We start from the raw sequence: 24,304 nt of genomic DNA on the forward strand, positions 1-24,304 counted from the left end.
GGCGGGGGTTCAGCGGAGGGCGCCGGACACGGGCAGGTCGGCCTCCTCCAGGACCATCAGCTGGGCGGCGCCGGGGTCGACCAGCTCGGCCATGCGCAGCGCCTGCCGCTCGGTCATCTGCTGGAACAGCTGGCGCGCGGTGCGGCCGTTGCCGAACGCCGCGTCGCGCGGGATGGACTCGATGTGCGTCGACAGCGCTGTGCGGGCGCCCTCGCTCAGCTCGTAGCGGTGGCGCTGCGCCTGGTGCTCCACGATGGAGACGACTTCCTGGGAGGTGTAGTCGGCGAAGAGCAGGGTGCGGGTGAACCGGGAGGCGAGGCCCGGGTTGGACGAGATGAAGCGGTTCATGTCGGCGGGGTAGCCGGCGGCGATGACGACGACCTCGTCGCGGTGGTCCTCCATCAGCTTCACCAGCGTCGCGATGGCCTCGTGCCCGAAGTCGTTGCCCACGGCGGCCGGTACGAGCGCGTACGCCTCGTCGATGAAGAGCACTCCCCCGCGCGCCCGCAGGAACGCCTCCGTCGTCTTCGGGCCGGTGTGGCCCACGTACTCGCCGACCAGCGCGGAACGGTCCACCTCCACCAGGTGGCCGTGGCCGAGCAGACCGAGCGCCTTCAGGAGCCGGCCGTAGAGCCGCGCCACCGTCGTCTTGCCGGTGCCGGGGTTGCCGGCGAACACCAGGTGGCGGCTGAGCGGTGGCGCGGGCAGCCCCGCCTCCTGCCGCATCCGCACGGTCTGCATCAGCTTCACCATGCCGCTGACGTCGCGCTTCACGCCGTCGAGACCCACCAGCTCGTCCAGTTCGGCCAGCAGGTCGTCGAGCGTCTCGGGTTCGGGCTCCGGCTCGCCCTCCAGGGACGGCTCGGTGCCGCCCGGGGCCGCCGGCACACCGCCCGCAGGTGCGGCCGGGACGCCCGGGGCGGACGGGACCGGTGCCGCGCCGCCCGCGCCCATGAGGTTCGTCGGGAGCACCGCAGTGGTGACGTCCACGGCGACGCACTCCTCGAAGACCGGCGCAGCGCCGTCGCCGAGCCCCACGTCCCGCGCGCAGTCCAGGACGCGGCAGCGGCGCAGCGTCGGCGCGGCCCCCGCCCCGACGTGCACGGCGGGGAATCCGCTGCCCGACAGGTCGCAGTCGGTGAGGGTGCCGCCCGAACCGGCGCCGAACAGCACGCCGTTCTTGCCCGCGCCCGTCACCCGTACCCCGCGGAGCTCCGGCTCGGCGCCGTCGCGGACGACGATGCCGCTGCCCGCCGCGTCGGCCACGGAGCCGCCGTCCATGGTCAGCTTCGCCCCGCCGTCGACCGTGATGCCCGCGCCGCCCGCCGACACCACGTCGACGTGCGCCAGCTCCACGACGGCACCGGCCGCCACGACCACGCCGTCACCGCTCTGTCCGGCCAGCCGTGTTCCCCGTACCTCGCACGGCGCGGTGGAGGTGAGCCGCAGCCCCGCCTCGCCGCCCGTCACGGTCGAGTCGCGCAGCGCGAGGCCGCCCTCGCCCGAGGTGTGGATCCCGTCCATCTGCGCGCCCACGAGCGCGCAGGTGTCGACCTCGGCGCGCGCCGCCTGGGCCACCGTCAGCAGATGGGCTCCGCCGTCGCGCAGCCGGCTGCCGGTCAGCCGGGCCCGGGACTCGCCACCGAGGCGTACGGCGCCCGCCGCGCAGTCGGCGACGGTGGCCCCGGCCAGGTCCACCACGGACCGTTCGCCGCCGGTGACGCCTGCCCCGCGCGCACCCGTGAGGCGGCAGGAGTCCGCGCGCAGACGTGCCTCGCCGGCCGCGACCAGGGCGTCCTCGCCGGCGTCGACGATCCGGCAGTCCCGCAGTTCCACCACGGCGCCGTGCTCCGCGTGCACGCCCGCGCGGGCCGGTGCCACCACCCGGCAGTCCTCGAGGAGGGCGGCCGAACGGTCCTGGGCCAGCAGCCCGTTGCGTCCCGCACTCGTCAGGAGGCCGTCGCGGACCAGCAGCCGCGCCGCGCCGCGCGTGCGCACGGAGGAGCCGGAGTGGTCGCGGATCCGGAGCCGCTCCGCGGTGAGCGTCGCCGCGTCCGAGAGCACCATGCCGATGCCCTGCACGGACTCGATCACGGTGTCCTCGGCGTGTGCCCGGCCGTCCCCGCGCACGTGCAGCGCCGCGTGGTGCGCCCCGTGCAGCCGGACACGGCGCAGCCACAGCACTCCGCCGGAGGTCGGGTCGTCGAGCAGCGGGCCCATGTCGTCGGGGATCTCCGGGAAGCCGCTCGGCACGGGGGCCGTGACCGGCCTGGTCGAGCCGAGCACCTCCACCCGGCCGTGGGCCACCTCGCAGTCCTCCAGCGTCAGCGCGGACGCCTCCGCCACCCGCAGCAGGACCTGCGTCGGGTCGGTGCCGCGCACCACCAGGCCGCGCAGCGCGCAGGCGGGCGCGGCGACCGTCACCGCGCCGCCGGTGGGCGGCCGCAGCACCACCGAGCCGGTGCCGGACTCGGGCAGGAGCGTGACCCGGCGGCGCAGGTGCAGCTCCTCCTCGTACTCGCCGGGCGCGATCGCCACCACGGCGCCGGACGGGGCGGCGGCGAGCGCGTCGGCGAGGGTGCGGTGGCTGCCCCGGCCGCGCGGGCCGACTCTGATCACCGGTTGCTGGTTCATGCTGTTCCTCCGCCGTCCCCGCCCGTCTCCGCCGGGGCCGCGGGCGCGGTGATGCCGAGCCAGTCGCGCACCTGGGCGCCGAAGAAGAACGTGGAGAAGGACTTGTCGATCATCTTTCCGATCGCCGGCATCACGAAGATGTCCATGACGCCCTGCCGGTGGTACCAGCGGCCGGCGATGTTGTTCTGCATCAGGGTGCGGGCCGCGCCGATGGTCGACCCGCCGATGAATCCGCCGAGCGCTCCGGCTCCGCCGTATGCCGCGGCGTCGGCGCCGCTGAGGTACACCGTGTTGCCGTCGGCGTCCTTGACGCCGAAGACGGCGGCGGTCGCGGCGCCGCTCGCGAAGGCGCCGACCGCGCCGCTGATGGAGCTGTTGGCGAAGTCGTAGATGCCGGAGCGCCAGCGCATGACCTTCTCGTTGCCGGCCCACTCCGAGCCCCAGCTGTCGTCGTTGGGGCGGACGCCGTAGGGCTTGCCCGCGTCGACGTTGGAGAGGCCGTTCTTCCAGGCGCCGCCGCGCCCTGCGATCAGGTGTCCAGTGGTGAACACGCCCTTGCTGCCCGCGGCGATGGTCGCGCCGAACGCCGCCTTCGCCACGTCCATCGGCGTGAACGGCTGCCCGGTGACGGCCGACGCGATGCCGTAGACGGCGAGGTTGAGGACGAAGTCGACGATCCATTCCTGGCCCATCTCGACGGCCAGTTGCTGGAACGCCTTGCTGAGGAACGGAGCGTAGGTGGCCTCACCGGCGACCGAGGGGCCGAACTTCCACCGGTTGGGCTCGCGCAGCATCCGGCTGAAGCCCCGGTACTCGTTGGCGAGTCCGGTGAAGTTCGTCTCGCGGCCGACCGGTGTGTGGGTCCAGTCGGGTGTGACACGGTCCAGCAGCGTCGTGCGGCCGAAGGCGTCGGTGTTCCAGACGTATCCCGACATGGAGCGCTCGTTGATGACGGTGGTGCCGTCGGCGGCGTACTGCCGCCAGTGCTTGCCCCACTCCTCGCTCTCCAGGAACGTGTTGTTGGTCAGCAGCTTCTTCTCGCGGACCACCACACCGGTGTCGAACTCCTTCCACACGTGCGCGTTGAAGGCGTCCCCGGGGTTCGCGGTGTACTCGCGTACGCGGAAGGGCTGGTCGGTGAAGAAGGAGCGGACGGCGCCGGTGGTCTGCTTGACCGGGATCACCTGGATGTCGTGTCCGAGGCTGGTGACGCTGTCCTGCCAGCGCGCGCCCGGCTTCCACGAGGTGAGGGCCGTGTTGCCGTCGTACCAGGTGCGGACGCGGTCGCCCTGGCCGGTGCCGAAGTCCTTGATGTTGCCGTGCCGGTCGATCTTGTTCCAGTTCCAGACCTCGACGCCGTGCACGTCCCGCGAGACGCGCCAGGCGTCCACGACGTCGCCGTCGGAGAGCACGCGGTGCTCGCGCAGCAGCAGGCCGCCGTTGTCGAAGTCCTGGTACGACTCCTTGTCCCAGCCCCAGCGGTCGACGTCGCGGCTCTGCGCGGTGTAGCGGGTGCCGGTGGTGCCGTGGGCGTCGGTCCAGGTGAAGTGGGTGCCGTCGGCGTGGCCCGTGGCGCGGATCTCGACGGTTCCGGCGCCGTTCGGCGTCGGCCAGGTGTCGGAGCGCGACAGGACGAAGCCCTGGTGGTCGAAGCGGGTCCAGTCGCCGGTGCCCGAGTGCACCTGTACGCGGAAGTTCCGGTCGCCGCTGCCCGCGGCGCCGTCGGGCCGCACCGCGGGACGGGGACGGAACTCGACCATGGAGCCGTCGTCCAGGCCGGTGCGGGCCACGTGCCAGCCGTCGCCCGCTCCGCCGTGGGTGTACCAGTCGGCGTCCTGGCGGGTGGGGTGGAACTGGTCCTGCCACAGCGTCGTGCGGCCGCCGTTGCCCGGCGTCACCTGGAACTCGCCGTTGACGTAGGTGCGGGTGCCCTGGAGCTTGCCGTCGCCCTCCGACCACGGCAGGTGGTTCGGCTGCGGCGGGACACCGGCCGCGTGGGCCGCGGTGGTGGGCAGCGCGACGTCGCCGGTCTTCAGGTCGTTGCCGCTGCCGAGCTTGCGGGTCTCGCGCACGACTTCGCCGACGTGGGCGCCGCCCGGCGTCGTGGCGATGTCGGTGACGGTGCTGTCCATCGAGGTGAAGCGGATGCCGCTGACCGGCGCTCCGCCACCGGCCGGGGTCTGCGTCCACCGCGCGACCTGGAGCCTGCTGTCCCCGGCGAGCCAGGGCGCGGCGTGCTCCAGCTGGTTGGTGCGGTAGTCGAAGGTCATGAAGCGGCGGAAGTTGACCGGCGGGCGCTGCTCGGCGAGACGCTGCACCTCAAGCGTGGAGCCGTTCGCCAGGTCCTTGCCCGCGCCGGTCTCCTTGGCCTGCGGCGAGTGCGTGACCCAGCTGGTCTTGGGTGTGCCGTCGGCGTTCATCTCCAGCTGGAAGTAGCGGCGTACGTCGTGCGGGCTGGCCTGGAAGCGGCCGAACTTCTCGTGCACGACGATCGTCCGTCCGGCGTGGTTCGGGTCGGGCATGCGGTCGGTGAAGCCGCGGCCGGGGCCCCAGTCGCGGGTGCCCTGCGCGAGGTGCTGGAAGGTGTCGTCGTAGCGGTGCCAGGTGCCGGTGGCCAGCGACTGGGTGGCGGGGTGGTTGTCCAGGGTGCCGAGGACGTGGCCGCCGTCCGGGTTGAGCTGGAAGTGCCGGACGCGGACGTCGAGTCCGTTGACGCTGCGCACGTCGAACCAGCTGCGGCCGCTCTCGCCCCAGTGCCGGGTGCCGTGCCGGACGACCGTGCCGCCCGCGTCGACCTCGGCCCAGGTGCCGCGCTGGCTGGTCCGCGCGAAGTCGCCTGCCCCGCCCGTGCCGTGGAAGGCGTACAGGGTGGTTCCGCCCTGGAGCGGCCGACGCTCGTACACGTCGTTGCCGGAGTGGCTGACGAGGCTGACGCGGCCGTTGTCCAGGCCCTTGGCGCCGATGGTGCCGCTCTCGAACCACGCGCGGTCGTTGTGGGGCAGGACCGCGCCGGCCGGGCTCTGCTTCACCAGCTGCCAGGTGCCGGTGGAGCCGTCGGCGGGGTAGGTGAGGTCGTAGTGGCGGTTCGGCTGTGCCGCGCCCTTGTGGATCGACACGATCCGCTCGCCGGAGAGCCGGCCTCCGGCCTCGTAGGTCCTGAACTCGCCGCCGCGCGCGCCGGGTCCGTCGGTGACGCGGAACTCGGTGCCGTGCGCGACGACCTGGACGCCGGGCACCTGCTGGAGGTTGCCGTCCACGACGCGCGGCAGGCCGTCGGTGGTGACCAGGTACCGGGAGGCGTTCGGGGTGCCGATGCGGACGTCGGAGAGCTGGGCGAGGTCGTAGGTGGTGCCGCGGACGCCGTCGGTGACATGCGGTCCGAGGCCGTGGCCGTCCGCCGGGCGGATCGTGGCGCGCAGGTCGCCGCCCGCGCCGAAGAGCCGTACGTCCCCGGCGGTCGCGGTGACGCGGAACTCCCCGGTGGTCAGCGTCTCGACGGTGTGGCCCGCGAGCGGCTGGAGGTGGGCGTCCAGGACGCGGGGCGCGGGAACGCCGACGGTCTGGAGGTGCTCGGTGCCGCGGGCGCCGGTTCCGTCGGCGAGTCGTACGGCTTCGAGGCGGGTGGTGCCGTCGGCGGCGTGGACGGTCACCGTGGTGGCGTCCGTGACGCGCAGTTCGTTGCCCGGCATCGGCGTCAGCGTGGTGTTCGGCACCGGGGCGCCGTCGGCGCCGCGCACGGCGTGCGGGAGCCCGCCGCCGGCCGGCACCATGGCGAGCCGGTCGTTGCGGCCGCCGAGCCGCACCACCTGGTGCGTCAGATCGCCCGCCGCGTCGACGAGCACGTGGTGGGCGCCGTCCTCCACGCGGAAGCCGCCCGCCGCGTTCCCGGTCTGCGGCACCACGTGGCCGCCGCCGACGGGTGCGAGCGTTCCGTCGAGCAGCTGCGGTCCTGCCGTACCCGGCACCGTACCGACCAACCGGTTGTTGAGACCGGGGACGTGGAGGGCGGTGGCGTCGAAGGAGTGGGTGCCGTTCGCGCCGTGGACCCGGATGTCGCCGCGCGCGTCGGTGACGTGGAAGGTGCCGGTCGGCGTGCGGACGACGCCGTGTCCGGCGACATCCGTGCCGAGGCCGGTCCTGGGGTGCGGTTCGAGGGTGCCGTCGGCCCGGGTGAAGGCGAAGGTGTCGGCGCCCGCGCCGTGCGGGCCGCGGAGGGTGACCACGTCGTGGGTGACGGCGCCCCGGACGTCGACGGCGATGTGGACCGCGCCGTCCTCGATGCGGAAGCCGCCGCCGGTCAGCGCGGTGACGCCCGCGCCGTGCACCGGGGTGGCGTCGGGCCGCACCAGGCCCGTGGGCAGGCCGTCGTCGCCGAAGCGGACGAGGGAGCCGCCGAGCCCGCCGCCGTGTACCGGGAGGGCGGTGAAGAGCGGGTCGCCGCCGCGGACGTCGTGGACCGTGACCGTGGCGTCCGCCTGCGAGAGGTGCAGGGTGTCGCCGTGCCGGACGAGGTTCGTGGCGGGAACGGGGGTGCCGGTGGCGGTGAACGGGTGCGCCACCGGGTTGTGCCCGCCGACCGGTACGTGGGCGAAGAGCTGCTGTCCGCCGGGGCCGGTGAGCCGCACCGCGTCATGGGTGTGGACGCCGCCCGCGTCGAGGACGAGGTGCTGCCCGCCGTGCTCGACGCGGAAGCCGCCGCCGTCGAGCGCGGTCACCGAGGCGCCGTCGAACGGCCTGCCGTCGGAGTGGACGAGCGTGGGCGTCCCGTGCGGTCCGTCGGCCGGACGCACGAACGCGCCGTCGAGGCCGCCGCCGGTCACGGGGAGCGCCTGGTGGGAGAAGGCGCCGTCGGCGCCGTGGACGTCCACCAGGCCGCCGGTCCCGGTCCGGTTGACGTGGTAGACGCCGCCGCCGTCGGCCGGTGCGGTGACCGTGCCGCCGGTGGCCGCCCCCATGTCGTCGGTGAGGGTCAGCGGCGCGCCGCCTCCGTGCGGGCCGACGACGTGCAGGTGCGCCGCCTCGGCTCCGGCGCCTTGCAGGCGCAGGCCGTCGTGGGTCGGGAGGCCGGTGGTGGGGCTGTGCGTCTGGAAGCCGTTCGGGGTCGGCACGTGGAGGCCGTTGTCGACCAGGCGGACCGGGCCGCCGCCGAGCGGCAGGCCGTCGGAGCCGAGGTGGCGGACGGACAGCGGCGCGTTGTGCGCGTCGAGCCGCAGCACCACCGTCGAATCGCCGAAGTGGCCGCCGCGCAGGGCGAACGTCTGCTCGCCGCCGGTGAAGCGGTAGTCCGTGCCGTCGAAGGTGAAGTCGGAACGGTACGAGCGCACTCCGCGCGTCCACTCGGCGTGCAGCCGGGTCAGGCCGTCCGTGCCCTGCTCCGTCCAGGCCGTGACGGGGTGCCCGGCGGGGGCGCCGGTGACGGTGACCGTCGGCCGCGCCCCGTCGGCCGCGGCGGTCACCTGGAGGTCGACGCCCGTCAGGCCCGGGACGTGCACGGTGAGCGGGGCGGGCACGGGCAGCGCGGGGACGACGGCGTGCCCGGCCGAGGAGCCGAGCCCCGTGAGGCCGCCGGATCCGCCGGGCACCATCTCCAGGGCCTCGGTTCCCGAGCCGCCGGTCACGTGGACGTCGATGACCTCCTCGGTGATCAGCCGGTGGCCCTGCGCCGCGTCGAGGGCGAAGTCGAGGCGCCGGATGCCGTCGCCGTGCGGGAGGTCGTACTCGAGGCGCAGGATCCGCTGGTCCCCCTGAGTGAAGGAGGACGTGCGCACGTCGGTGGAGCCGTTGCCGCGGACCGTGACGTCGACGAGGCGGCCGTCGCCGGAGGCCGCGGCGGGCGTGACGTCGACGCGCACGCCGGGCAGGTGCGGGATATTGGTGAAGGTGTGCTGGAGGTCGTACGAGACCTGGACCATGCCCACCCGGATGTCCTGGTGGAAGACGGACTTGCCCGCGCCGAACCCGGCCAGGGCGTCGAGCGGGCCCGGGGCGTGCCGGGTGAGGTCGCCCGTCGCGTTCCCGGTGCCGAGGGCGTCCGTGTGCGGGGTGGCGGGCGGGGTCAGCGCCACGTCGTCGCCGCGGAAGAGGGCGTTGAGGCCGGCGAGGGAGACGCTGCTGCCGTCCAGGGCGGGCGGTGCGACCTTCCCGAGCGCGTTGCCGCCGGTCGGCTGGACGGCCGGGGGCACCTCGACGTGCGTGCCCGACGGGACGCCGGTCGCGGCGGGGGCGGTCACCGGGGGCGTCGCCTGTGCGGCGGTGGCGGGCAGGGGCGTCGGGGCGACGTGCGGTGACACGATCGCCGGGGTTCCGGCGGCGCCGTGCGCGTCCACCGTGGGCACGTCGACGGTGTGCGCGGCCGAGCCGTTCGGCACCGGGGAGGTGGTGTGGAGGTCGGCGGTCTGGCCGCCCGGGGTGTGCAGGTCTCCGGCGGGGACCTTGAACTCGGCGCCGGGCGCGGCGCCGTTGAACGACGGTGTGTCGAGGTGCCCGGCACCGGAGGCCGCGCCTGCGACGCCGCCCGCCGTCGAGGGGTTCACGGCGGGCGGGGTGACGGCAGCGCCGGTGACGCTCGGGGAGGCGACGTGCCCGACACCGGACGCGCCCACCCCGCCGACCGAAGGGACGGACACCGCCGAGGTGTTGACGGCGGGCGGGGTGACGGCCGCGCCGGTGACACTCGGCGCGGCGATGTGCCCCACACCCGAAGCGTTCACACCACCCACCGAAGGCACCGACACCGACGAGCCGTTGACCGCAGGCGGAGTGACCGCCGCACCCGACACACCCGGCGCCGCGATGTGCCCCACACCCGAGGCGCTCACACCACCCACCGAGGGCACCGACACCGTCGACGTGTTCACGGCGGGCGGGCTCACGACCGCGCCCGTCACGCTCGGCGGCGTCAGGTTCGCGATGTTCACCGCCGGTGCCGTCGGCGGCGCGAGGTTCACCGACGGTGCGCCGCCGAGGCCGCCCGTGCTGACGGCGGTGACCGGCGGCACCTCCAAGTGGGCCGCACCCGGGGCGAGATGGGAGAGCGCGGGCATGGAGATCGGGGTCGTGGCGGCGTTGAGGCCGCCGACCGGCACGGTCAGGCCCTCTCTGCCGATCAGGCCCGTCGCGCTCGGCAGGTCCGTGATCTGCGACCCCAGCGAGGGCAGGTCCACGTGGGTGAGGTTCGTGGAACTCATGTGCAGCGCGGGGGCGTTCAGCGAGGAGATCGCCGGTGCCACGTTCGGCACGTTCGCCGACAGGCCGCCGGGGACCATGTTCCCCCCGAACGCCACCGAGTGCGCCGGGGTGATCGCGCCGAGCGAGGGCAGCTGCACGCCCCCGGCCACGGCCCCGACGTGCGGCACCGAGCCGAGCCCCGCGACGGCCCCGACCTGCGGCGTCGAGACCGCCGGGGCGCTCACCGCGCCGATGCCCGGGGTGGCCGTCGAGCCCAGGCCCGGCATCGACACCGACGGGACGCTCACCGCGCCGACGGCCGGCGCCGCCCCGGGAGTGAGGCCGGCGACGTCCGGCGCGGCGCTGATGCTCTGCACCGGGCCGAGGGTCGGCAGCGGCATGTTCAGCCCGCCGCCGGAGACGCCGAGCGCGCCCACCGAGGGGATGTCCACGATCTTCGTACCGACGGAGGGCGGGGCCAGGTCGAAGGAGACGCCGAACTGCGGCAGCGAACCGAAGTTGACCGCCACGGGCATCGCGTTGCCGACGCCGCCGCCGAAGCCCGGCAGGCCCCCGCTCGGCACCAGGTTCATCGACGGCAGGTCCACGCCGTGCAGGCCGACGTTGCCGATGTTCACGCCCATGTCGGCCGCGGCTCGGGTGGGCGGGGTCGCCATGCCGCCCAGGCCGATGTGCGGCAGGCTGGTGAGCGCCGTGCCGGGCGTGAAGAGCGTGAACCCGGAGGCGACCCCGCCGGAGACCTTGCTGGCCGCGCCGATGAACTCGCCGTTGACGAAGGCCCCGTAGCGGTACATGCCGAAGATGCCGCGGTCGATGAAGCCGATCTTCATCGCCAGGGCCAGGCCGCCGCCCATCTCGTCCGCCGCCACCGGCAGGAAGAGCCGCAGGCCCTTCAGCCCGCTCAGGCCGTTGGCCATGCCGCTGCCGAAGCCCTTGATGCCGTTGATGCCGGTGGCCAGGGCGCGCAGCCCGAAGAAGGACTTGGCGCCCGCCATGTTGATGACCATCAGGTCCACGGCGGCGGGGAAGAACCCGAAGCTCTTGCCGAGCGTGGCCGGGTCGAAGCGGAGCCCGTTCAGTCCCTTGAGCCCGTTGAGACCGTTCAGGCCGGGCGAGAAGTGCAGGCCGCCGAAGCCCTTCATGCCCTTGAGGCCGTTCAGCCAGACGCTGGTGGCCTTGAAGGAGTCGTCGATGCCGAGCGTGAGGCGGCCGAAGAGGCCGAGCGCGTTCGGCCCGCCCGTCAGCAGGTTCTTGCCGCCGGCGAAGCCCTTGGTGCCGAGGCCCTTGAGGCCGCTCCAGAGCTGGCCGACCTTCAGGCCCTTGGTGGTCGGCGCGATGACGCCGAGGATCGACATGATGAGGTCGGTGACGCTGGCGTTGCCGTTGGCGAAGTCGACCGCCGTCTTGATCAGCAGCGCCACGTTGAGGGCGATGGCGAACAGCGCGACCGGGCCGCCGACGAGGATCGCCGGGATCACCAGGATCAGCGCCAGCCAGCCGAGCGCCTTCCAGATCTCCTCGCACTCGTCGATGGGCGAGGCGATGGACTCCGCCGCCGTCTCCAGCGCGCTCGCGGCCGTCTGCGCGGCCTTCTCCAGGATGTCCTTGGCGTCGTCCGCGGTGGCCTTGTGCGCGTCGCGGCCCGCGTCGTCGTCCTCGGCGAGCGCCGACGCCTGGCTCAGCGCGTCGTCGGCCCTGCGCTGCTGCTCGCGCATGACGCCCGCGTAGGTGCGCAGGGCGCTGCGTGCGTCCTCCTGCGCCTGCCGGAATGAGGTCACGTACTTGCGCAGGTCGTCGTCGATGATCTTCCGCAGCGCGTCGCCGGTCTTGCCGACGAACGCGCCGCCGCTGGTGTCGCGTACCTCGGTGAGCCCCTTGTCGATGACGTCGGCGAGCGTCACCAGGTCGCCCTGGGAGGCGATCACCTCGTCGATGCCCACCGGGTCGCCCGGCGTGGGATCGGAGTCCATGCGGAGGGCGTTCCAGTCTCCGGGGCGGGGCATCGGCCGCTTCCTCCTGGGTCTTCACCGGCACGGTCGCTTCGGTTGGCTGTCCTCACCACGCACCAGGGGGCCCGGCGGTTCACCCGGGTCCCGGGAATTTTCACGAACCGCGCGGAATCCGTCGGGCCGGTCGGTGAACCGATGGGCCTCCTGGTGCGTGGACGGGGCGAAAGAAACCGGTGAGGCTCCGCGAGGGGAAGGCGACAAGGTGGCGGACTTCTCGATCGACTACTCGCTTCTGCAGCAGGTCCAGCAGAAGATGCACTCCCTGGCGGAGCAGGCCGACTCCGGCGGCGCCACGGGCGCGTTCAAGGAGCTGGGCGAGGCGGCCGCGTCGGACCGGCGCGGCACGCTCGGCCACGCCGGGCTCTCCACCTCGTTCAACCTCTTCTACCGGCGCTCCTCAAGCCGTACCAAGGACGCCAAGGACGGTCTGAACCAGCTGGCCGACATGTTCGCCTCGGTGGCGAACACCTTCTTCGACGCCGACGCTCAACTCGCCGGATCGGCGGGGCTGATGGGCCAGAGCATCGGGCTCAGCGACTGGCGCAACGAGAAGGCGGCCCACGACGAGTGGGTCCAGGACAAGTCCGAGTGGGATTCCTACCTGGAGAAGATCGGCGCCACCGACTACTTCGCGGAACACCCCGACGACTCGATCCGCATGGTGTGCACCAGCCCGGACGCCCCCGCCTTCTGCACCGCGTGGAAGGCCGACGACGCGGCCGGCACGGCGCCCATCAACCCCGGTGACGAGCCGCCCAAGCCCTCGGAGACCCCGCCCACCTCGTACTCGTACGAGGACAGCAAGGGCAAGGTCGACGTGACGGTCGAACTCGACGACGACAACAACGTCATGAAGGAGACCCAGAAGATCACGAGCACGGACGGCCAGTCCTACACCTCGACCACCGTGTACGACAGCGCGCCGAAGATGGTCGGTCCCGAGGGCGACCAGTTCGACGCCCGCGACTACACGATCACCACGGACTACGCCGACGGCTCCACGACCACCACCAAGGTCGTCATCGACGACGACGGCTCCGGAACGATGACGGAGACCGACGACGACGGCGAAACCACCGTCTCCACCCGCAGCGGCCCCGACGCCGACTGGGTGTCGGAGGACGACGGGGACGACGACTGACCAACCCCCGCACCCCGCTTCACCCACAGGAGAGGAACACCCATGGCCGGCAACATCGCCCTGAGCTACCCCGAGATCGAGCGGGTCTCCGGCGTGCTCGACACCAGTGTCGACTCCACGCTGGTGCCGCGCATGTCCGAGGCCAAGCAGGAGGTGGAGACCCTCCTCACCAACGGCCTGGTGCTGAGCAAGTCCAGCCCCCAGCTCACCGACCAGTACAACGACTTCAACACCAAGCTCACCGACGCGATGAACGCCATCAAGTCCTTCGCCGACCAGTTCCGTCAGATCAAGACGAGCTTCGAGTCGATGGACGCCGACATCGCGGAGAAGGTCGCCAGCAGCGGCAAGTAGGTCACGGCCGGCATCCCCACCCACCCACATCAGGACGGAGAAAGAACACGATGGCCAACACCGACATCTACGCCGATTACGACCAGGTGGCGACGACCGCCTCCACGATGAGCAACAAGCTCGCCGACATCTCGCACGAGCTGGCCAACCTGGAGACGACCGTCTCGGGTCTCCTCCACGACGGTCTGGTGCTCGAGAAGGCCAGCAAGGCGCTCCAGGACTCCTACGACGACTTCAGCCGCCAGCTGAAGGAGTCCTCGCAGGGCATCCAGTCCTTCGCCGACACCTTCTCCAAGATCGCCGAGGGCCTCGCGCAGGCGGACTCCGACATCACGACGTCGGTGCAGAACGCCGGGAAGTGACCGCGCGCGAAGGGGCCGGCATCCTGGTCGAGGGTGCCGGCCCCTTCGCACGTCCCGGCCGGGGCCGGTCCGTCAGTCGCCGAGCGTCGTGAGCGGCACCTGGACCGCGACCGCCCCGCCGGCGTCGCCGGCCGTCCAGCCGCGGCCTACCGGCAGCGCCATCCGGACCTGTTCGGCGGAGAGCCGTACGCCGATCAGGTCGCCCTCGCCGATGCTCTTCGGGCCGAGCAGCACACCCTGACGGGCCCGGCGTGCCACGCCGACCCAGCCCAGCGTCGACATCGACTCCGGCAGCCCGGACAGCAGCAGCCCGAGCCCGCGGTCGCGGCCCGAACTGGCCACCTCGCGCAGCACCTTGTCGGCCGCGCAGTTGAGCATCAGGTCCGCGTCGTCCACGACGACCACCGCCGGCCGGTCCCGGACCTCCTTCAGCGCGGCGGTCACCGCGTCCGCCGACGGGTCGGGATCGGGCAGCAGGTTGACCAGGTCGTGGCCCGCGAGGCCGCGCAGCGGTGAGGAGCGCGGCGTGAGGATGATCAGTGCCGTGCCGGAGAGCAGCAGCGACACGCTCATCGCCAGCAGGGTCGTGGACCGACCGGTGCGCGGCGGGCCCGCCACCACGAACGAGCCGCCGCCCTCGGCGAAGTCCACGAGCAGCGGCTCCGCCTCGTCGCCGCCCACGCCGAGCAGGGCGCGCAGCGGCTTCCGGCGCGCCTCGGGCACTCCGCCCATCGCCGACTGGAAGGTGACGCCGCCGGGCAGCGCCGCCACCCGGAACGGGCGCCGCGCGGTGGGCACCGCACGGTCCCGCTCGGTCGCCGCCTTGCCGATCGCCCGCAGCGCCGACGCCTGGTCGACGTCGGCCGCCGACTCGCCCTCGCCGGGTGCGCCGAGCAGCGCGACCTGGGTCTCGACGCCGCTGGGCGCGTGCCAGCCGCGGCCCGGCGGCACATGGGTGGGCGCCTGATTGCGGGGCATGCCCGCCAGGTTGTAGTCGCTCGGGTCGGCCTGGCGGAGCAGCAGCCTGCGGTCGTTGTGCGCCGCGAGGCGGCCGCCCAGCAGCAGCCGCTCGGAGGTGGCGATCACGTGCATGCCGGCGGCGGCGCCCTCGCGGAGCAGCCGGACCACCTCGTCGTGGAGGCGGCCGCCGTCGTAGTCGTCGAGCATGCCGCTCAGCGCGTCCCAGCCGTCGATCATCAGCAGCAGGTGCGCGGGCCGCCGGTCGGCGGGAACCCGCTGCCGCACCTCGGTGATGTTGGCGCACCCTTCCTGGGCGATGAGGCGCTGCCGGGCGGTGAGTTGGGCGCCGAGCCGCCCGATGAGGCGTTCCAGGCGTTCGGCGTCGTGCCGGGAGACCACGGCGCCGCAGTGCGGCAGGGTCTCCAGTGCCGAGAGGCCGCCGCCGGCCGCGTCGATGCCGTAGAGGTGCAGGTCGGCGCTGGAGAGCACGTTCGCCGCGGAACCGGCGACGGTGCGCAGCAGCTGGGTGCGGCCCGAGCGCGGCGAGCCGATGACGTAGAGGTGTCCGAAGGTGGCGAAGTCGATGGTGCCCAGGCGGCGTTCCTGCGACGAGGGCAGGTCCAGCAGCCCGTACGGGACCAGCGGCAGGTCACCGCTGGGCTCGTCCGCGGGCGGCAGTTCGCCGAGGGAGAGGTGGTCCTCCAGCGACGGGAGCCACGGGCTTGGCTGCTGCTCGAAGTCCTTCAGGCGGCCGGTCGCCTCGATGGCGGCGTCGACCAGCGCCCGGAGATCGGTGGGGCGTTCCTCGGCGACGAACAGCTCCTCGCCCTCGCTCTCCTCGCCATCGCGCGGCGGACGGCCGAGGCGGCCCCAGCTCAGCTCGGTGCCGCGCACGGTGCGGGTGTGCTCCGCGTCGGCGTCCCCGTCCTCCGCGCCGGGGCGCTCGGCGCCCACCCACGCGGTCTGGAACGGCGTCGGCGCGCCCGCTCCCCTGCGCAGCAGAGCCCGGCCCGGGGTGTGGGCCGAGATCCCGGCGGCGTCGGGGGCGTTGATGATGTCCTGGCTCTCGGAGCGGTCGGTGACCCGCAGCGCGATACGGAGGTTGGTGTTGGCCCTGATCTCGTTGGAGACCGAGCCGCTGGGCCGCTGGGTGGCGAGCACCAGGTGGATGCCGAGCGAGCGGCCGCGCTGCGCGAGGCTCACCAGGCCGGGGATGAAGTCGGGCAGCTCGCGCACCAGCGTCGCGAACTCGTCGATGACCAGCAGCAGCCGGGGCAGCGGCGCGAGTTCCGGGTCGCGGGCGCGCTTGGCCCGGTACTCCGGGTGGTCCTTCGCACCGACCTGGGCCAGCAGCCTTTCGCGGCGCTTGAGTTCGGCGTCGAGGGAGGAGAGCGCGCGCCGGACGAGGTGGCCGTCCAGGTCGGTGATCATGCCGAGGGCGTGCGGCAGTTCGGCGCACTCGCGGAACGCGCTGCCGCCCTTGTAGTCGACGAGGACGAAGGCCAGTTCGTCGGGCCGGTTGGCCGCGGCCAGCGAGCCGATCATCGTCTGGAGCAGTTCGGACTTGCCCGAGCCGGTCGTGCCGCCGATCAGCACGTGCGGGCCGTCGCGGACCAGGTCGACGCGGAGCGCCCCCTCGTAGCCGCTGCCGAGGGTGAACGTGGTCGACGCGGGGTGGCGGGCCCAGGCGCGCAGCAGCCGGGTGGCCTCCGGCGGCTCCAGGTCGAGCAGCGGCAGCAGCCGTACGCCGTCGGGGAGTCCGGAGTCGCTGTCGAGGGTCACGTCGCGCATCGGGGAGAGCGCGCGGGCGACTTCCTCGCACCACGCGGTGTCGACCAGGTCGGCGCGGACGTCGGTGACCGAGGGAACGCCCGAGGCGCGGACGCTGAGCCGGCTGCCGGAGGTGGTGACGACGACGTCGCACTCCTCGGGCAGCAGCCGCTCCCGCTCGTCGAGGCAGAGGCTGAAGATCCGGACCTGCGGTCCCTGGGTGAGGACCTGGACGACGCCGGGCACGTCGCGCAGCCGTCGCGCGCCGTCCATGACGACGAGGACGTCGGGTTCGCGGGCCAGCGCGTCACCGAGCGGTGAGGCCGCCGCGGCGAGCCGGGCCTGGACGTCGCCGACCAGTTCGCTGACGCGGTGGGCGGTGGACTCCGGGTCGCTGCCGAGCGCGATGACGGCGGCCTCGGTGCGCGCGGGCCGCAGATGGGGCAGCCAGCGGACCCAGTCCCAGTCCTTCGCGTGCGCGTCGGTGGTGAGGACGACGATGCGCAGGTCGCGCGGGCTGTGCAGGGCGGCGGTCTGGGCGACGGCCCAGCGGGCGACGGTGCGCGGGGTGCCGGAGCCGCCGCTGACGCCGACCACGCCGAAGTCGGCGAGTTCGACGCCGAACGGCACGTCGGCCAGGCGCCAGTGCACCTCGCGGTGGTTGGTGTCGCGGGCCTGGTCGTGGATGCGCTTGAGGGAGGGCCGGGTGACGGTGCCGAGGCGCAGGGTCAGCCAGTCCGGGTCGCGCCGTCTGCGCTGCCACAGCCGGTGGCCGGGGCCGACGGCCGTCAGGAGGATGCCGGCGGGGTCGGGGAAGGTCTCCCCGCGCACCTCGCGCTCGTCGACGGTGGAGCGGCGCATCTCCCGTTCGAGGGCGGCGCGGCGGAAGCGGAACACCCGGAGCGCGTCGGCCTGCTGGCGGCGGCCGGTGCGGCGGCCGATGACCCAGTTGCCGACCGCCATGACGGGCGTGAAGAAGATGAAGATGACGAAGTAGAAGGACCGGAACAGGCTCATCATGACCAGGCCCATCACCAGGGGCATCATCATCATGAGGAGCGGGAACGGCCGCGGCCCCTGCTTGCCGGGCGGGCCCGGCATCGTCAGGGACTCCTGGTCCAGGTGGGGCGCGATGCGCGGCGGGCGGTTGTACTCGACGCCCACCCCGTCCGGCGCCGGGTTGACGGCGGCGTCCGGCTCGAACGGCGTGCCCAGGCGCAGCAGGTGGTCGCCGAGGGAGAGGTCGGCGTAGGCGGGCCACCGGGTCGAGTCGTCGCTGGGCGGCGGGAGCTGGGAGACCGGGGGGAGGTCCGGCTCCTTGGGGAGTCCGTCGGGTCCCGCGGGCTCCGGCTCGTCGGTGTGACCGCCGGGGCCGCCGTCCTGCCGCCCGGCGGGTTCCTCCGCGGTCAGCGGTGTGCCCGTCTCGGGGTCGACGGGCGGCGGGGGCGTGAGGCTGCGCAAGCCGCAGGTGTCGGGGTCGGCGTCCTTCGGGAGCCGGAAGGTGGCGGTGCCGTCGGTGGCGACGGTGATCCACACGCCGTTCTCCGGGGCGTCGCCGCCGAAGAGCCGCAGCGCGCAGCCGCGGTCGGTGCCGGCCTCGTGGCTGCCGGGGCCGAGCCGCCAGACCCGGCCGGCGCCGGGGCCGCCGACGTGCCGGATCTCGGCGATGACGGGTTCGGCGTCCGGCGGCTCCCAGGACCGGGTGGCGCTGGGCTCGGCCACGGGGGCGCCCGCGCCGAGGACGGAGCCGTCGCGCACGCCGCTGCCCGCGAGGGGGGCCTCGCGGGTCAGGCGCCGCTCGCCGAGGTAGAGGGTGTCGGCGCCGAGCGCCTCACCGAGGTCGCCGACGGTGGCGCCGTCGGGCACGTCGAGCATGTGGTCCGCGCGTCCGCCGCTCGGGTCGGCGGTGGTGACTATGAGTTTCACATCGGTCCAACGGGGTCGCGGTTCGGGTGGGGAGGGAGCTGGGAGACAGGCCCTAGCGGCCCGGGCTGTGCCGCGGCGGCGGAGGGGCCGATCTCACCGGGGCGGAGGCCGGGAGCGGGGCGTGCTGTGCGGCGCCCGCCTCCTGGGGTGCGGGGACGCCGGCGGACACCTCCCACGGCGCGGGCGCGGACGTGCCGGGCTCCGCCGTCCAGGCCGCCGCCGGCTCCTCCTCGAACAGGTCGGTGCTCTGCCGCTCGGGCGAGCGCGAGCCCATCGGTGCGGGGGGAAGGACCGCGGGCAGCCGCCACAGCACCTTCGGCAGCGCCCGGCCCAGTGCCTTGGCCCGCACCAGCAGCGGGGTGCCGGTCAGCAGGACCTGGCCGTGGCGGTCGGTCAGCAGGGTGCGGGTGTGGCCGCGGCCGGCGCCCAGCAGGACGACGCGGCAGGGCGGGCGGGGTGAGGCGAGGCCGGCGGGCAGCGGGTCGGGCAGTTCGGTGGCGACGAGGAACGGCGGGATGTTGAGCCGCGGCAGCGCCTCCTCCGCCGTGCGGTAGGCCTCGCGCACCGGTGGGCCGTCGAAGTCGCGGTGGACGCCCTCGGCGACGACGACGAGCGAGGCGGGCAGCCGTGCGTCGAGCTGCGCCGCAATGGCCTGCAACAGCGGCGGCGCGGCCTGCGGATGGCCCTCGACGCAGAGCGAGGCCGGGCCGGTCGCCGCGTCCAGGAACGCCGCGTGCGTGTCGGTGGCGCCCAGCGCGATCAGCAGCGGGGGTACGGCGTCGGCCTCCGGTGTCACCAGGGGAAGTTCGTCGCGGCGCGCCCGCCATTCGCCGGTCGTGTCCGCGGCCTCCTGCCAGCAGCCCGTGGGCTCCGGCATCTCCCGTCCGGCGAGCAGCACCCTGACCGTTTCGGTGCCGACCAGGACGGCGTAGGGCCGAGCGGGCGCGGCGGCGAGGCGGGCCGCGGTCAGGGCGCGTTCGGCGTCCCGCCACGTCACCGGGTCGCCCAGCAGGCGGCGCAGCAGCTTGCGGTCCCGTTGATGGACGAGCCAGATCCGCACCGGCGCCACGAACGCGTAGGCGGTCACGGCGACCTCGCGCCGGGCTCGGTGCCACGCGCGTCGCCAGCCGCCCAGGCGCCTGGCGACGATCCGCAGCACCAGGAAGATCAGCAGCAGCACCCCGGCCACGCCGAGCCAGCGGTAGATCGTGTCCTGGTGCGCACGGAAGAACGCGAAGGGGTCGACGTTCCTCACGCGGCCATGACCTCCCGCCGCAGGGCCCGCAGCGCGTAGTGGGTACGGGACTTGACGGTGCCCTTCGGCACGCCGAGCGCCCGCGCGGTGTCCTCGCCGGACTCGTCGACCAGGTGCACCCGGGCCAGCACCTCGCGGTGTTCGAGCGAGAGCCGTGCCATGGCCTGCGCGATGACTTGGCGGTTGACTACGTTGTCAGCGATGTCCGTGCCGGCCGGGCGGGTCAGCAGCGGTTCGGGCACGGCGCCCACCGGTATGCAGCGCTCGCGGCGGTGGGCGTCGACGGCGAGGTTGCGCGCGACGGTGAACAGCCAGGCCTGGCGGTGCTCGTCGTCCTGCTGGGCGCAGCGGTCCCAGGACAGCCAGGCCCGCAGCATGGTCTCCTGCACGATGTCCTCGGCCCGGTGGGCGTCGCCCGAGGTGAGGCGCAGGACGTATCGCAGCAGCCGGGCGCGGTGCGGCTCGGCGGGCGGTACGCCGTCGGCGGACGGGGCGGTCCCGGTGGGACGCAGTGCCGTAGTTCTTCGCGGCGCGACGGCGCCCTGGCGCAGAGGTGAGGAGGTCCGAGCGGTGCGCATGCTTGCTCCTGAACGGCTCATGGGTGGGGGATTCGCGTTTCACGCAGACCTGGCCCTACGAGAAGAGGGTCTGTCGTGAGCACCTGGCCATACTAGGAATAGCTCACCGTGGAAAACCTCAGATGATGCGCAGATTTTACAAGTCGGCCTCGCGAAGGCCCCTTTCAAGCCTGCGATCAGGCTTCCTGCGAGGTCGGAGCGGTCCGGGAAAGCCCGGAATTCATCAGCAGTTCGCTTTGGAGGGCCCCGGCGGACGGGCTCGGAATTCCGGTCGCCAAGGCGGGCGGCAATGCGCGGCGCCATGCCCGATATCGCGATTCGGCGCCGTGCCAATGCCCGTTCGGGCACGGCGCCGAACGCGTGCTCACTGCCGCTCGTCGATGTGCGCGCGCCGGGCGCGCAGTTCGTTCTGGACGCGGGCCACGTCGTCGGCGTAGGGGCGGTAGAGGAGCGTCAGGAACGCGCCGTTGACCAGCATGAGGATCACGAGGGTCCACAGGAAGACCGTGCGCAGGCCGATGGCGTCGCCGAGGAATCCGGCGCCGAGGCTGTAGGCGGCCCAGGCCAGCGCCTCGAAGACGGAGACGTAGAGCGCGAAGGCGGCGCCCCGCAGCTCGGGCGGGGTGATGGCCATGACCATCGGGCGGTTGATGCTCGGGTTGACTCCCTGGGTGGCGCCCATGAGGGCGAAGAAGACGCTGAACACGGCGATGCTGCCGTAGTCGAACTGCGTGCCGAAGAAGGCGACGAGGGCGAAGACGAACTGGGCCGCCTGGAGGACCGCGACCGGTCCGTGGCGCGGGCTGCGCCGCGTCGCCCGGTCGGCCGCGACGCCGCCCAGCAGCGTGCCGAGGAAGTAGCCGATGCCGAACGGCAGCAGCACGAACGACGCCCTCTGGGTGCTGAAGCCGTACTCGTCGACCAGGAACACCACTCCGAACGTACCGACCAGAAGGTGGCCGGAGAGGAGTCGTGAGACCAGGAGGATGACCAGGCTGCGGATCCTGAGCAGCGACAGCGCCTTGGTCCGGGTGAGCTTCGCGTGCGCGTCCCGCGTGGCCCGGTCGAGGTCGGCGAGCTGCTCCTCGGCCGCGCCCCGCCCCGGGTCGCGGAACCAGATCCAGAGCGCGGCGCCCAGCAGGATGTTGAAGGTGCCGATGCCCCACAGGCCCCAGCGCCAGCCGTCGTCGACGCCCGCCAGTTGGCCCTTGAGCGGGCCGATTCCCGCGCTGACCAGCGAGACCGCACCGTAGACGACACCGACCGCGCGGCCGCGGGACGAGCCGCCGAAGAGGTCGCCGATCAGTTCGCTGATGATGGGGTGCGCGGCGGCGTAGCCCGCCGCCAGGACGGTGTAGAGGACGAGGAGTTGGGCGAAGTTCTGCGAGAAGCCCGCGGCCACGCCCCAGACTCCCCACAGTCCGGTGGCCACGACGAGGACGCTCTTGCGCGACCAGCGCTGGGCGGCCCACACCCAGAACGGGCCGGTGAAGGCACCCACGACCTTGCTCGCGGCGGTCAGTACGCCCAGTGCGCCGAGCGAGACCCCGAGGGACTGCCGGATGAGCGGGAACAGGCTGCTGACCAGGCTCGCCTCGGTGCTGTCGACGAGCATCGTGCCGCCGAGCAGGGACAGTTGCCGCCAGCGGCCCGTGACCTGGACCTCGGCGGTGGGTACGACGGCGCTCCGGCCGAGCTGGGTCATCGCGCGCTCTCGTTTCTCCGGGCGAGTTCCTCGGCGACGTGGCGCAGGCCCTGCGCGGGGAACATCGCCCCCGCCATCGCGGCGACATCGATGAGCGGTGTGGCGCCGAGCATCTGGAGCAGCTCGGAGTCGGCGACCCCGGGCAGGTGCCGGCGCAGCACCTCGACGGCCACCGGGTCGGAGAGCAGCGCGTTGAGGGGCGTACGGAGCGAGAGGCGTCCGGCCGGGTAGTCCTCGGCGCGGGGCAGCGGCAGGGCGGACCGCTGGGCCCGGTCGCGCTGGGCGCGGACCAGCAGGTGCTCGTGTGTCACCGGCCCCTCGGCGGGCAGCCCCAGGCGTTCGTACTGGCTGGGCGGCGCGTCCTCGGCCCGCATCAGCTCCACCATCAGGCCGGCCATGCGCAGTTCGGCGGCGTCGTCGACCAGCGGCTCGCGCTGCTCGGGGTCGGTCTCCAGGTCGAAGAGGAGCGTGCCGTGGTGGTACGGGTTGACCAGGGTGCGGCCGGGCACGCGCACGGTGCGGACGTTCTTGGTGAAGTCGAACGGCTCGGCCAGTTCCATGTCGACGAGTTCGGCGGGTGAGAAGCGGCCCCGCATGTGCGTCGGCATCAGGGTGTGCTCGAACAGGGGCGCGTTGCCGGGCGAGGCGGGTGCCCGCATGTAGACGTACCGGCCGTCGGTGACGTTGACGTGCCCGCCGTGCATGCCGAAGAGGCCGGCTTCCCGTACGGGGACGTCCTCGGCGATCGGCAGCGGCTCGCCCCGCATGTCGCGCGGGCGGTCGACGCCGAAGAACTCCAGGAACGTCGGGGCGAGGTCGACGGTCTGCACGAGCGACGCGCGCCGGGCTCCCGCGGTGGCCGCGCGCGGGTCCCAGGCGAAGAGCGGCAGATGGACGAGTTCGTTGAACCAGGGCTGGACGCTCTTGCCCCACCAGCCCTTCTCGCCGAGCAGCAGGCCGTGGTCGGTGCAGACGATCAGCAACGTGTCGTCCCACAGCGCGAGTTCGTCCATGGTGTCGAGGACGCGGCCCAGCGAGTGGTCGCACATCGACAGCAGAGCCGCGTACTCGAACCGGCCGTGCTCGACCTGCTCGGGGGTCTCCACGACCCGCTTGTAGTCGGGCCAGTCGAAGTGCGGGCCGTCGTAGTCGTGCGGGTAGAGGTCCTTGTACGGCTGGTGGCTGAAGAACGGTTCGTGCGGGTCGAAGGTCTCGATCTGGACGAACCAGCGGTCGGCGGCCGCGTTCGTGCGGACGAACTCCAGGCCGGCGTCGAAGGTGAGGGTCTGCGGGTGCGTCTCCTCCGTCGCCATGTGGGGGCGGTTCACCCAGTCCTGGCGGTAGGCGCCGAAGCGGACCTTCTTCAGGTCCTCGGGTATGACGGGGTCGGCGACCTGCCCCTTCCACGGGTCGCCCTCCTGGCCGCGGAAGAACTCCCAGGTGTGGTACCGGCCGTGGTAGGTGGCGCCGCCGTCCTCCCAGTAGTGCGGGTGGTCGCTGACGAGGTGGGTGTAGACACCGTTCTGCTTGAGCAGTTCCGGCATGGAGTCGTCGAACGGTTCCAGCGGGCCCCAGCTGCGGTGCAGGAAGTTGTGGCGCCCGGTGTGGATCTCGCGGCGGGCCGGCATGCACGGCATCGAGCCCGCGTACGCGTTGTCGAAGGTGACGGCGCGCTCCGCGAGGCGGGCGAAGTTCGGCGCGTGCGTCCAGTCGGCCCCGTACGGCGGCAGCATGTGCCGGTTGAGGCTGTCGAACATCACCATGATGGCTCTCATCGCAGGGGCTTCCCTTCGGTCAGGCCGCTCCGGGTCCGCTCCAGCCAGGCGACCCAGCGGTCCACGGCGTCCGCGCCGAGCCGGTGCAGCGCGTTGTGGATCTCCAGGTCGAGCTCCTGGTCGAGTCCGGGGACCGGGTCCTCGTAGTGCAGGGTCCGGTCGCGACCGCGGTTCGCGGCGATCTGCTGGCGGCGGTGGGCGAGTTCGGTGTCGACGAGCCGGATCGCCGCCTGCCTGTCGAGCGGCCCCGTGACGCTGAGCCGGGCGATGAAGTCGATCTCCTGGAAGCGGCTCGGCGGCTCGTAGGGCGAGCGCACCCAGTCCAGGAGGACGTCGTGGCCGAGCGGTGTGAGCCGGTAGACCTTGGCGTCGGGGCGCCCCTCCCGCAGGTCGACCTCGTGCCGCACCCAGCCGTCGGCCTCCATCTGCCCGAGCTTGCGGTAGATCTGGCTGTGGTGGGCCCGCGCCCACAGGAACTGTCCCTCGGTCTCCAGCCACTTGCGCAGGTCGTAGCCGCTGTAGGGGCGACGGGTCAGCAGACCCAGCAGGACGTACTCGAACTTCACGCGCGCACTCCAGAGCGTCGGGCGGTGGAAGGAAGGTGCGGCGCGAAGGTCACCCGGACCTATGTGCGACTTCACCTATGT

At 73.2% G+C, this 24,304-nt stretch carries 11 protein-coding genes; 3 read left to right on the forward strand and 8 right to left on the reverse strand.

The window, feature by feature from the left end; all coding sequences use genetic code 11:
- Window positions 1-9 precede the first annotated feature (9 nt).
- Together K377_RS06680 and K377_RS06685 are read right to left on the reverse strand one after the other, a co-directional pair.
- Window positions 10-2,634, reverse strand: a complete 2,625-nt coding sequence (locus K377_RS06680; RefSeq protein WP_111662243.1) for a right-handed parallel beta-helix repeat-containing protein — start codon at window positions 2,632-2,634, stop codon at window positions 10-12.
- On the reverse strand, window positions 2,631-11,825 hold the full coding sequence (locus K377_RS06685) for a hypothetical protein (RefSeq protein WP_111662244.1): 9,195 nt from the start codon (window positions 11,823-11,825) through the stop codon (window positions 2,631-2,633). The genes K377_RS06680 and K377_RS06685 overlap by 4 nt, the downstream gene beginning before the upstream one ends.
- Window positions 11,826-12,033: 208 nt before the next feature.
- On the opposite strand from K377_RS06685, the gene K377_RS06690 reads away from it, so the two are divergent.
- The 3 genes from K377_RS06690 to K377_RS06700 are packed head-to-tail and all read left to right on the forward strand — an operon-like array spanning window position 12,034 to window position 13,688.
- Complete coding sequence (locus K377_RS06690; protein ID WP_111662245.1) at window positions 12,034-12,972, forward strand: serine/arginine repetitive matrix protein 2; 939 nt, start codon at window positions 12,034-12,036, stop codon at window positions 12,970-12,972.
- Between the two features lie 42 nt (window positions 12,973-13,014).
- Window positions 13,015-13,326: a hypothetical protein gene (locus K377_RS06695; RefSeq protein ID WP_111662246.1), complete on the forward strand. Its 312-nt coding sequence runs from the start codon at window positions 13,015-13,017 to the stop codon at window positions 13,324-13,326.
- A gap of 50 nt (window positions 13,327-13,376) precedes the next feature.
- Window positions 13,377-13,688 carry a WXG100 family type VII secretion target gene (locus K377_RS06700; protein WP_111662247.1) on the forward strand — a complete coding sequence of 104 codons (312 nt, stop codon included), beginning with the start codon at window positions 13,377-13,379 and terminating at the stop codon, window positions 13,686-13,688.
- A gap of 72 nt (window positions 13,689-13,760) precedes the next feature.
- On the opposite strand, the gene K377_RS06705 is transcribed toward K377_RS06700, so the two are convergent.
- The 6 genes from K377_RS06705 to K377_RS06730 all read right to left on the reverse strand — a co-directional run bounded on the left by K377_RS06705 (window position 13,761) and on the right by K377_RS06730 (window position 24,223).
- Window positions 13,761-18,344 carry an FtsK/SpoIIIE domain-containing protein gene (locus tag K377_RS06705; protein ID WP_111662248.1) on the reverse strand — a complete coding sequence of 1,528 codons (4,584 nt, stop codon included), beginning with the start codon at window positions 18,342-18,344 and terminating at the stop codon, window positions 13,761-13,763.
- Between the two features lie 52 nt (window positions 18,345-18,396).
- On the reverse strand, window positions 18,397-19,599 hold the full coding sequence (locus K377_RS06710) for a hypothetical protein (RefSeq protein ID WP_111662249.1): 1,203 nt from the start codon (window positions 19,597-19,599) through the stop codon (window positions 18,397-18,399).
- Window positions 19,596-20,177 (reverse strand): sigma-70 family RNA polymerase sigma factor, encoded by a 582-nt coding sequence (locus K377_RS06715; RefSeq protein ID WP_111662250.1) that lies wholly within the window; start codon window positions 20,175-20,177, stop codon window positions 19,596-19,598. The genes K377_RS06710 and K377_RS06715 overlap by 4 nt, the downstream gene beginning before the upstream one ends.
- 364 nt (window positions 20,178-20,541) lie before the next feature.
- Window positions 20,542-21,882: an MFS transporter gene (locus tag K377_RS06720; RefSeq protein ID WP_111662251.1), complete on the reverse strand. Its 1,341-nt coding sequence runs from the start codon at window positions 21,880-21,882 to the stop codon at window positions 20,542-20,544.
- Window positions 21,879-23,657: a sulfatase gene (locus K377_RS06725; RefSeq protein ID WP_111662252.1), complete on the reverse strand. Its 1,779-nt coding sequence runs from the start codon at window positions 23,655-23,657 to the stop codon at window positions 21,879-21,881. Before K377_RS06725 ends, K377_RS06720 begins: the two co-directional genes overlap by 4 nt.
- A complete protein-coding gene (locus K377_RS06730) occupies window positions 23,654-24,223 on the reverse strand; it encodes a PadR family transcriptional regulator (RefSeq protein ID WP_161195140.1) in 570 nt (189 codons plus the stop codon). Before K377_RS06730 ends, K377_RS06725 begins: the two co-directional genes overlap by 4 nt.
- Window positions 24,224-24,304: the final 81 nt, after the last annotated feature.

It is taken from the genome of Streptomyces sp. PsTaAH-137, assembly GCF_003259365.1.
Classification (GTDB): domain Bacteria; phylum Actinomycetota; class Actinomycetes; order Streptomycetales; family Streptomycetaceae; genus Streptomyces.